The 10600-nt window shown below is 43.0% G+C and carries 10 protein-coding genes; 5 read left to right on the top strand and 5 right to left on the bottom strand.

Annotated features, from left to right (window positions below):
- Positions 1-175 (bottom strand): leucine-rich repeat domain-containing protein (locus HWQ44_RS23140; RefSeq protein WP_292723586.1); only part of this gene is annotated, 175 nt, incomplete at its 3' end.
- Between the two features lie 247 nt (positions 176-422).
- Here HWQ44_RS23140 and HWQ44_RS23135 point away from each other — a divergent pair.
- The gene (locus HWQ44_RS23135; RefSeq protein ID WP_292723580.1) at positions 423-1316 is read left to right on the top strand and encodes a peptidoglycan-binding protein; all 894 of its coding nucleotides are present in this window, start codon (positions 423-425) and stop codon (positions 1314-1316) included.
- Positions 1317-1409: 93 nt separating this feature from the next.
- Here HWQ44_RS23135 and hemJ read toward each other — a convergent pair whose 3' ends face one another.
- The 4 genes from hemJ to psbQ all read right to left on the bottom strand — a co-directional run bounded on the left by hemJ (position 1410) and on the right by psbQ (position 4843).
- Positions 1410-1991 carry a protoporphyrinogen oxidase HemJ gene (gene hemJ / locus HWQ44_RS23130; protein WP_292723578.1) on the bottom strand — a complete coding sequence of 194 codons (582 nt, stop codon included), beginning with the start codon at positions 1989-1991 and terminating at the stop codon, positions 1410-1412.
- A 198-nt stretch (positions 1992-2189) separates the two neighbouring features.
- Complete coding sequence (locus tag HWQ44_RS23125) at positions 2190-3041, bottom strand: alpha/beta fold hydrolase (RefSeq protein ID WP_292723576.1); 852 nt, start codon at positions 3039-3041, stop codon at positions 2190-2192.
- A 119-nt stretch (positions 3042-3160) separates the two neighbouring features.
- Positions 3161-4273, bottom strand: coding sequence for an FAD-dependent oxidoreductase (locus HWQ44_RS23120; RefSeq protein WP_292723573.1), 1113 nt, complete (start codon positions 4271-4273; stop codon positions 3161-3163).
- Between the two features lie 108 nt (positions 4274-4381).
- Positions 4382-4843: a photosystem II protein PsbQ gene (gene psbQ, locus HWQ44_RS23115; RefSeq protein ID WP_292723570.1), complete on the bottom strand. Its 462-nt coding sequence runs from the start codon at positions 4841-4843 to the stop codon at positions 4382-4384.
- 511 nt (positions 4844-5354) lie between these two features.
- Between psbQ and HWQ44_RS23110 the strand changes: the two genes are divergently transcribed.
- The 4 genes from HWQ44_RS23110 to HWQ44_RS23095 all read left to right on the top strand — a co-directional run bounded on the left by HWQ44_RS23110 (position 5355) and on the right by HWQ44_RS23095 (position 10428).
- Positions 5355-5789, top strand: a complete 435-nt coding sequence (locus HWQ44_RS23110) for a hypothetical protein (RefSeq protein WP_292723567.1) — start codon at positions 5355-5357, stop codon at positions 5787-5789.
- A 214-nt stretch (positions 5790-6003) separates the two neighbouring features.
- Positions 6004-7179: an alpha/beta hydrolase gene (locus HWQ44_RS23105; protein WP_292723565.1), complete on the top strand. Its 1176-nt coding sequence runs from the start codon at positions 6004-6006 to the stop codon at positions 7177-7179.
- 217 nt (positions 7180-7396) lie between these two features.
- The gene (locus tag HWQ44_RS23100; RefSeq protein ID WP_292723562.1) at positions 7397-8848 is read left to right on the top strand and encodes an NB-ARC domain-containing protein; all 1452 of its coding nucleotides are present in this window, start codon (positions 7397-7399) and stop codon (positions 8846-8848) included.
- Positions 8842-10428: a tetratricopeptide repeat protein gene (locus tag HWQ44_RS23095; protein WP_292723558.1), complete on the top strand. Its 1587-nt coding sequence runs from the start codon at positions 8842-8844 to the stop codon at positions 10426-10428. The genes HWQ44_RS23100 and HWQ44_RS23095 overlap by 7 nt, the downstream gene beginning before the upstream one ends.
- Positions 10429-10600: the final 172 nt, after the last annotated feature.

The raw sequence follows: 10600 nt of genomic DNA, 5'->3' as shown, positions 1-10600 counted from the left end.
CAAATTCCGGTGGCAGACTGCTCAGTTGATTACTGCGGAGGTAGAGCGATCGCAGATTGGTGAGTTGTCCAAATTCCGGTGGCAGCGTTGTTAAGCCTGTGCCAGAAAGGTCTAATTCTGTCACCTTGTCTTTGGCAGCTTGTTCAATAATTTGCAGCAGTTCTTCGTTAGTCATTTCGGGTTTTACAGAGGCGATGCCTGACGACGAGTTGCTGCTTGGACGCGCAGCAGAGAAATTGAGCTAATTAATAATGTAGCCTGTATGAAGTATTGCATTGAGGCAATGTGCGTTAGCGTAGCTCGTCGTAGACATCGCAGACTCCAGATGACATCATATTTTACGTTAGAGTATAGTTTTAGACGACATCAATTTTGAAAATGATGTTTATACTTAGAACTCAGTAAATGAAAGCAGGTGCATAATGAAACTACAAGATTTCTTGGGAAAAGATGAGAAATGGTCGTTTGATGCGATCGCAGAAGATGCAGACTTGGCTCGTCAGATTCAGATATTGTTAATCGGCTTAGGTTTGCTAGAATCTCCCGCAGATGGGAAATTTGGCCCTGTTTCTGTGATATCTTTCAAAAAATTTCAAGAATTAGCAAAGACTGAAGAGAGTGGCTTTTTAGGAGCAGTTACAGCCAAGAAACTAATTGAAACCAAAATAGATGATCTTCCTAAACCCCCATTAAAACTAGGCAATGACATCGCTAGTAAGATTGTCAAATATATGCTATCCAAAGGTTATCAGGTATTCACCAACCCCAAAGAATACAATATTGTTTATGTAGAGGGCATAGATGCAGACTGGACTCTCAACAGTGACACGCCCAATCAATTTAACGATCGCCGGATTGTGATTGAAGTAGTAAATGGCGTTCCCAAAATCGTAGATCACTGGGAAGCGACTACAGAACCAGGGAAGTACTACACTTATAATCCGATGAATCCCAAAGGAGCAGCTAGGATTCAGTTTGGACAATACAAAGCTTGGGCTGTGGGTACTCACGGCACAGCAGAGCCTCACGAGGCATTAGTGCAAGTTGGAGATATAACTGTTTGTAGAGATTTCAATCAAGATTTTAAACGGACTGGCGACAAACTTGATACAGGTGATAATTTTTATGTAAATCAACACTACGGCTTTGATTTTCCCCGGAATGATATTCGTCTTGCTAGCGCGGGTTGTTTAGTGGGACGGACTCGTGAGGGACATAGAGAGTTTATGGCAATTATTAAACAAGACCGCCGTTATGTCGCTAATCGTAAATATACTTTTTACACTACCGTAATTCCTGGGGATGATTTACTGTAAACGTTTTCAGGATGAAGTAATAGTTAATTGATAGCATTTATTGTTGTGATGCAACGTTTAGTAAGGTAGCACAGATGTGCTACCTTAGTTTGTCTAACTTTGTTCTTGTGGTTGCCCTATTTGTGCCGTCAATTTCTCTTTATCCAGCCTGCGTTTTTTGGCATAAAGTTGAATAGTGACTGCCATCAAAATAATCATGGCGAAAATAGCCCAAGCAGCGATATCTGTAGGGAGATTATTTTTAAACACAGCCAGCAAGACGATCGCTACTAACATAACTGTAGGCGCTTCATTTAAAGCCCGTAATTGCTGACCACTCCAGCGACACTCATCTACTGCTAATTTCTTCATCAGCCGAGCGCAGTAATGATGATAGCCAATTAAAATAGCCACAAACAGCAGTTTGATATGCAACCAACCCTCTTTTAAAATATCCGGTTCAGTGCTTACTAAACCGATAGCCATTGCGATCGTCACAAACATTCCTGGGTTAGTGATGATAGAGTAAAGGCGCTTTTCCATAATTTGATACTGATTTTTCAGTATCGTTCTTGCTGGTTCAGGTTCAACGTTCGCTTCAACGTGATAGATAAAAAGACGTACTAAGTAGAATAAACCAGCGAACCAAACTACAAATCCGACAATATGAAAGGCTTTAAACCATGAATAAGCCATCAATCCTAATCTCCTTTACTTATGGTTGTGATACATTTTTAATGGTAATAAAAAGTTCACAAATGCAGGCGGGGATAACATTTATAAATTTCGCAAAAATCCCAAATTTATTTTCCACTACAGATAAATATCTATGATTTCTCTATATTTATCTGTGGGTTAATTTTTATAATATCGATTTTTGCCAAAGCTATATTCTCAATGAGCATCTTTACGACGTACAAAGGGTAAAAGGTCTTGCAAAATCACCTCATGGTAGTGTTCTTGAGGATAATGTCCAACGTTATTAAGTTTTATTAATTCGGTATTTGGTACAGAATTGGCAAAGTTTTCGGCAATGTCTACAGGTAGCCAAGGGTCAATCATACCCCATTGAATCAGAATTGGTTGTTGCCATTCTTTAAAGCCAGTTTGTATTTCTGTCATGGCTGAATCAAGCTGTAGATTGCGAATACTAGCTAAAAGACTTCGACCAGATGTAGAAGCGGTCAAAAATGGTTTTCGATAAATATCTAAATCTTTATCTCCTATGCGATAACGGCTTCCACCTTCTAGTGTCCGATCGACTAACAAGGGGTCTTGGGTCATTACTTCGCCTGCTAAAGGTAAACCCATTTGTTTAATTTTCCAGGGTAATTTGGCAGCAGTTGAAATTGGTGTATTTAAAATAGCTAAATTAGCAATTTGTTCTGGATGACGCAAAGCATATTGCAGACCTACAGAACCTAAAAAACCTTGGACAACTAAAGAAAAATGTTCAAGTTCTAGGGCTTTAATAAATCCTTCTAACGCTGTGATAAAAGCATCGGGGGTGTAAGCAAAATCTCGTTTTTCTGGTTTGGCAGAAAAGCCGTAACCAATCCAATCTGGAGCGATCGCTCTTGTCCCCTGATTCGCCAACGCAGGTATAATATGACGCCAACTGTAACTTTGTGAAACTAACCCATGTAGCAACACCACAGGCGCTAAGTCACTTCTGCCGATTGGTAAAGATTCCCGATAAAACCATTCCAGTGAATCTACATTGATTTTATGTTCTGTTATTGACACGTTATTTTCCTATATTGGGGATTGGGGATTGGGGACTGGGTACTGGGGATTGGGTACTGGGTATTGATAAGAAGAATTCAGTCCCCAGTCCCTAGTCCCCAGTCCCTAGTCCCCAGTCCCTAGTCCCCAGTCCCCAACCCCTGAGAAATAATCATCTCACGAATCGCATAAGCTGTAGCGGGTGCTAGTAAAACGCCGTTGCGATAGTGTCCGGTAGCTAAGAGGACGTTACTAAACCCTGGCAGCTTACCAATAACTGGGGCTGGGCGTCCTTCAGGGCGGGGACGTAGCCCTGACCAAGTGCGAAGAATGCTTGCTGTGGCTAATTCTGGACAAAATGCGATCGCTTGTTCTCTAACAGATTCCAGCAGTTCTTGATTTGGCGGTATCTCATCGCCATTGCTGGGAAATTCCACTGTTGCGCCTACCCAATAATCTCCACCGCCCACAGGAACAATATGAACATCATTACCCGTTATCGCTGGCTGGAAGTCGGGATTGCCTAATGGATGCCCCACACGCATTTGCAAGGCTTGCCCAAGTACGGGGCGGATATCAATTATCTGATTTAATTTTGCTGTTAGTGGTGTTGAACCTAATCCTGCTGCAATTACAAACCAATCTGCGGTTATTTTTCCTTCTGTAGTCTCAAGTTGATTGCAAAATTCAGGTATTGAGGTTGGGGCATCCAAAACAGTCACGCCAAATTTGAAAATTACACCATTTTGCTGGGCAGCCTCAACTAAACCTAAGGTGAGGGCAGTTGGATCGAGCTGGCGGTCTTGGGGAGAATAGACAACGCCAGTAATTTTTTCGTTATTAATTTGAGGACAAATATTCTGAAGTTTAGCTGTGTCCCAAATTTCTAAATCCCAGCCTTGAGAGTGGCGAACTTCTACTAGCTTTTCCCATGCTGACATCCCCTCTAGGGAAGAATCAGACAAAAGCATGAGAATTCCCTGACGATTAAAAGGAATTTTGCGACCTGTTAAAGCTGCTAACTCAGGAATCAAGGTTTCATAGCGTTGGATGCTAGTTTGTCGCATCTGCCAAGCTTTACCCTTGATTTTTTGGCTGATTGCGCCCATCAAAACGCCAAGTGCAGCGCCCGTGGAAGCTTGTGCTGGTGATTGGCGATCGCAAACTGTAATTTTCAGCCCTTTTACTAGACTCAGTTCGTAAGCGATCGCAGCCCCAACCACACCACAACCGATAATAACTACATGATTCATTGCTGTTTTGAAGCGAAGATGGGAGAGATGCGGGAGATGAGGGAACAGGGGAAGCAATTTTTACTCTCCCTCATCCCGATCATCCCCTTAGATCATCTTACATTGCGCTTAACTTGCCCCTGTGCTGGTCTTAGGAAGCAGTTCGAGGAATTTGTCAATGTCTGCGAAAGCAGCTTGGGATTGATTCAAGGCAACTAGAGGATTGCCAGCACTAGTAGCTTTATCGAGTTTAACTAGGTCTTTAAAAAAATCTCGCGTTATTTGACGTGCTGTGGGTTGGTCTTTGGGTAGAAGGTTGGGAGTGACATAAGTCAGATTCAGCTTTGCTTCTGTTATGGGCCCATGTATAAAGTTACGCACATTAATCCAATCACCTTGTTTTATTAGAGTTGTCAATTCTTCTGAGCGATCGCGCACAGCCTGAATTTCAGGAACATAAGCCTGAATTTTTTCAAGTTGTACTGCTGTGTAAGTCGGAGGTGCCACCGCAACACCAGGGCCACCACAACTAATCAGGAATGTGGCCAATAGTACTAGGAAAAATGAAAAAATCGAGCGTTGACGCACCATATATTCAACTTAATTGCTTTTGGTTTACCGATTAACAGTGTCATTTTAGATCGCTAGCGCAGTCAATCGTTCTTGTCAGCCAAGGATTTTGCAGAAAATCTTGATATTTTCTCCAAAGAGCAGAGTTCCGTCTGCTTTGGAGTAATTTTTAAGTACAATTACTTAATAGGTGTTAGGCAGTCCCAACAAGAAGCGATTTTTGGCTTCTGTTAGTAACTGAACGTGAGTTCGATGAACCTCTCCCTCCCAGCCTCCCTCTCCGAAACGGAAAAGGAGGAGTAAGGAAAAATTCCGCTTTTTGCTCCCCTCTCCGTGTCGGAGAGGAGCTGGGGGAGAGGTCAAATAAAACTTGTCGAACTCACGTTAACTGATATTGTTAGGGAAATATGATTTAGAGTTGCTAAATCTCAAAGGTCTTGATAAGCTGAAACACCAATATATATAAGCCTTCTGGCGGTTTTTCTCTCTTCACATCCCCGAAGATGCCGACGCAATATAGGAGTGTTTTTTAGTGAACGCAGCTGAACAGGCAACGAACCTTGAACTCGCCAGCAACATTGCCACGGTGGTTAATTTGTTCAAATTCGAGTTTCCTGATGCCAAATCCGATCTCAAACCCTGGAAGAATGACCCGGAAACTAGGGAGTTAGTCGATCCAGATTCTATAGATATTGGCTTTCACTTTCCTGGTATCAGCAAATCTTGGCGAAGTCGCAGTATTTTAATTCAAATCCGATTTTATCAAGATCCCATCAATCATTCCCGCCGTGCGATCGGCGTGGAGGTAGCTGGATTCGATCATCGAGGTGAAGCGTGGCGACTTTCTACGGTAGAAAACTGGAGTGTTGTCGGCGCATCTTCGCCTTCTAGTGAAATCGAGGATAAGCTCAAACAGATTTGCCGACAGATTTTAGAAGTTTTTAATAAACCAGGACTTATGCATTGAAAACCTGAAACCTAGATCCCCCCTAACCCCCCTTAAAAAGGGAGGAACGATAAAAGCCCCCTTTTTAAGGGGGTTGGGGGATCTCTTGTGCGTAAGTTTTATAAACCAACTGAATGAAATCGACTTGTGTCAGAGAAAGTAGTAAGGAATAATACAGAGGAAAGCTTTGTGTAGGCATAGCCCAACCCAGGCATCACTAGCCACCCATATCACAATGACTACTGTAATATTTGTACATGGCACAGGCATTAGGGAACTAGAATACAACGAAACTTTTCAGATAATTGAGCAAAAGATTCACGCCCAACGTCCTGATATCAAAGTTTCTCCCTGCCTTTGGGGTGTATTAGGTGCAAAATTCAATGATAATCGGGCATCAGTACCTTTGGATGATGCAACACTGGCTTTATCTCAAGGAGAAGAAGACGCAGATATTGTATTGTGGGGGCAATTATACCGCGATCCTCTGTATGAATTGCGGCTGTTGTCTTTGAAACCGATTGAGTCAGGAAATCCCTTTGGGGAAGAACCAGGGGATGTTTTACAATCTCGTGTAGCCAGTCTCACTCCGGGATCTCAACTGCAAGCTAAGTTGCAAGAGGCGGGAATTGCAGAGGTATTTGAGCCAGCACGAGAGGCGGTTATCCACAGCGAACCGTATGAACGGGCATTGCTCACAGTTTCCGAATCTGAATTGAGTGAATATTATGAACCAATAGCTAGAGCAGTTGTGGCTCAAGCAATGTTTATTAGCCAACAGCAAGAAAAATTTCCCCCCATACTCACCGATGCCCAATTGCGGGATAAAGTTGTGGAATTGCTGACTCTGGCTTTGACAGAGGCGGAGTTAGGATTGGGTGGCTGGTTATTAAAGCCATTTATTGAACTAGCACAGTACGGCGGAACAAATTATGTCAGAGGAAACCGCCTTGAGTTAACTGATAAAATTTCGCCTATGCCTGGTGATATTTTGTTGTATCAGACGCGGGGTGAAAAAATTAGGGCGTTTATCCAGCAACAAATAGAACAAGCAGAACCGCCAGTGGTTTTAATCGCCCATAGTTTGGGAGGTATCGCTTGTGTAGATTTGCTAGTGCAGCAGCAGTTGTCTCAGGTGGAATTATTGGTAACAGTTGGTTCCCAAGCACCATTTTTGTATGAGATTAACGCCCTCTACAGCTTAGAATATGGGCAGTTATTGCCAGAGCATTTCCCGCAATGGTTGAATATCTACGATTTACGGGATTTTCTTAGTTACGTGGGTAATAGAATTTTTCCTGATAGAGTGCAGGATGTGCGAGTGGATAGCAGACAACCATTTCCCCGTTCCCACGGTGCTTATTGGACAAATACCAAAACCTGGGAGGCAATTATTTCGAGGTTGCCATAATGGTTTACTTTTTACGGAATCTAGAAAACCCCTCTTCCAAAAGGCAGAAATCGGCGGTTAGAAACCGCGTCTATACAGACAAAACCCGCCTACGCGGGTTTGAAAGCCTTAATTTTCTATTAGTCCGCGTTCGCGTAGCGTTCCGAAGGAAAGGCGGACTTTGTTTATGTAGCCGCGAATTCCATTCGCTGGGGCTTGGTGCAACATCATGCAGTTGATGGCTAAACCTGAGCGGACATTTGGGTTAATTGTGGGTATTGAAAAGTACCACGAAACCGCTTGGAACGTGCCAGGTGGAGGGCCAGCCGATGACGCGCTGAAATTTGCTCATTGGCTGCATCAGCACGGTGTACCGAAGGAGAATATCCGGTTATGTTTATCAGCACTGGAAGAAAATCATCAGTTAATTGGGGAATGTGGGTTAACTGTAGAGAAGGCAACAGAGCAAAATATCTCCGACATTGTGACTAACTTTTTATCCCCAAAGTCGGGGGATTTACTCTACATTTTTTGGGCGGGACATGGTTGGATTACCTCAGAACGAGAGCGGAGGTTGTTTTGTGCCGATGCGAATGAACGGAATTACCAGAACTTAAATTTTAATTCTTTATTAGTTTATTTGGCTTCAGATAAATTTCAGATTCGTAATCATATTTGTATTGTTGATACCTGTGCTAATTTTCCTTTATTGCTACGAGGCCAATCAGGTGAATTACCTGGGAAAACTTTTTTTAGTGGACAGCCAAGGAAAGATAGTCAACAATTTGTTTTACTGGCTACGCGGGAAGGAGAGACAGCAAAGGTAAATTCTGAAAATAAAACAGGATACTTTTCTCAAGCAGTGCGGGAGGCTTTAGCCGCAGCTAATGGGAATTTTCCCCCGAATATGAAGGAAGTTACTGAGGCAGTTAAGCAACGATTTACCAGTTTAGATAAAAAACAACTGCCGACTTATTTTTATTCTCGCAGTTGGGATGGAGATATTGAAAAATCTCATTTCAACCCGTTTGATATTCCGCATAATATCCCACAGAGTCAAGCTCGTAAGTTTGTTGGGAGGGATGAGCAAATAGAAGAATTGCATCAGAAGCTGCAAGCAAATGATGTTGTGGCTATTACCGATGTGACTGGGCAAGGTGGCGTGGGTAAAACAGAGTTAGCTATTCAATACTCAGAGCAATATTTGGGAGATTATTCTGGCGGGTGTTGTTGGTTAAATCCCCAAGAAACTGATTTGGGAACCCAGCTATTAGAGTTTGGTATCTCCAAAAAGTTTTTTGATTTCAAGATTTTTGAATCTCTTCAACAATTCAGCCCTGCGGGTAGAGTTTTCTATTGCTGGGATAACTGGCAAGATGGCAAAGTTTTATTAGTCTTTGATGATGTCAAAGACTGGAAGCAAATTCAATCCTATCTACCACTCCAAGGTTCTCGATTTAAGGTGTTAATTACCACTCGTCAAAACACAGGGTTAACATATCCATCACTGCCGTTAGGTGAATTGTCACCAGATGCAGCCTTAGAATTATTAACAACCCTGCTGGGAAAAGATAGCGTTGAAAAGGAATTAGAGTTTGCTAAAAGACTTTGCCGATTTGTGGATTATGTACCTATTGGACTTTACCAAATAGCAGCACAGTGCCGAGAGCCAGGGAGAGTATTATGCTAGCAGACATTCTCGCACAGCTAGAAAAGCAAGCATCAGCAGGCGAGTCTGGTGTAGCAGTAGCTTTTGAGTTGAATTGGCAAAACTTGGAACCAGAGGCGCAAAAATTGGCTTGTCTGTTGAGTTTATTTGCCTTGGCTCCTATTCCTTGGTCTTTGGTAGAATCAACAGCAAGTGCTAGCCATTTGGAATTTGACTTTAAAGCTAACTGCACCGTTTTAGTTGAGCGTTATTTGCTGCAAGAATTGGCAGAGGACACCTACCAAGTTCATGATCGCATTCAGGAATTATTGCGGCAGAAGTTAGAAGAGTTAACTGAAGCTAATGAACTCAAGCGCGGCTTTTGTCAAGCGATGGTAGCCGTAGCGCGAAGTATTCCTCAGACACCTACATTGATAGAATTTGCTGAAGCAACCCTGGCTATCCCTCACCTTGGAGAAACTGCCACAGTTTACCAAGCTTGGTTAAGCGATGATGATTTAATCTCACCTTTTTTGGGCTTGGGTAGATTTTACCAAAGTCAGGGAGGCTACGCACAAGCCTTACCTTGGTACGAACAAAGTTTATCAGCTGCTAGAAAACGTTTTGAGGATGAACACCCCTCTGTGGCAACTAGTCTGAACAATTTGGCATTACTCTACGATTCACAGGGAAGGTACAGTGATGCCGAACCTTTGTATATCCAAGCTTTGGAGATGACAAAACGTATGCTGGGGGATGAACACCCCTCTGTGGCAACTAGCCTGAACAATTTGGCAGAACTTTACCGTTCACAGGGAAGGTATAGTGATGCCGAACCTTTGTATATCCAAGCTTTGGAGATGACAAAACGCCTGCTTGGGGATGAACACCCCTCTGTGGCAACTTGCCTGAATAATTTGGCAGCACTCTACTATTCAGAGGAAAGGTACAATGATGCCGAACCTTTGTACATCCAAGCTTTGGAGATGACAAAACGCCTGCTTGGGGATGAACACCCCTCTGTGGCAATTAGCCTGAACAATTTGGCAGCACTCTACGATTCACAGGGAAGATACAGTGAAGCTGAACCTTTGTACATCCAAGCTTTGACGATGAGAAAACATTTTCTGGGAGATGAACACCCTTCTGTGGCAACTAGCCTGAACAATTTGGCAGAACTTTACCGTTCACAGGGAAGGTATAGTGATGCCGAACCTTTGTATATCCAAGCTTTGGAGATGACAAAACGCCTGCTTGGGGATGAACACCCCTCTGTGGCAATTAGCCTGAACAATTTGGCAGCACTCTACGATTCACAGGGAAGATACAGTGAAGCTGAACCTTTGTACATCCAAGCTTTGACGATGAAAAAACGCCTGCTGGGGGATGAACACCCTTCTGTGGCAACTAGTCTGAACAATTTGGCATTACTCTACAAATCACAGGGAAGGTATAGTGATGCAGAACCTTTGTACATCCAAGCTTTGGCGATCGCTGAACAACGGTTGGCAGCAAATCATACCTCTACAATAAGCATTGGCGAAATTCGGCAAGACTTGCGGCGGAATCGTCAGCCTTGGTTCAGGAGAATGGTTGCTTTTGTCTCCCGTTGGTTTCAGTAATTTAGGTAATCTGTATCCGTTGCATTACCTGTCTGGGATTCAAATCCTAGTCTAATAAGTAGGCAACATAATTAATTACACAATGTCATTGCAAATGCAGTGAAGCAAAATAATGCGATCGCACAACCTAAAACTACTTCTCTACGATATGCTTTGCGAAGAGTGCGATCGC

The organism is Nostoc sp. JL34, from assembly GCF_017114945.1.
Taxonomy (GTDB): Bacteria; Cyanobacteriota; Cyanobacteriia; order Cyanobacteriales; family Nostocaceae; genus Nostoc.
This window is presented reverse-complemented; position numbering and strand designations above follow the sequence as displayed.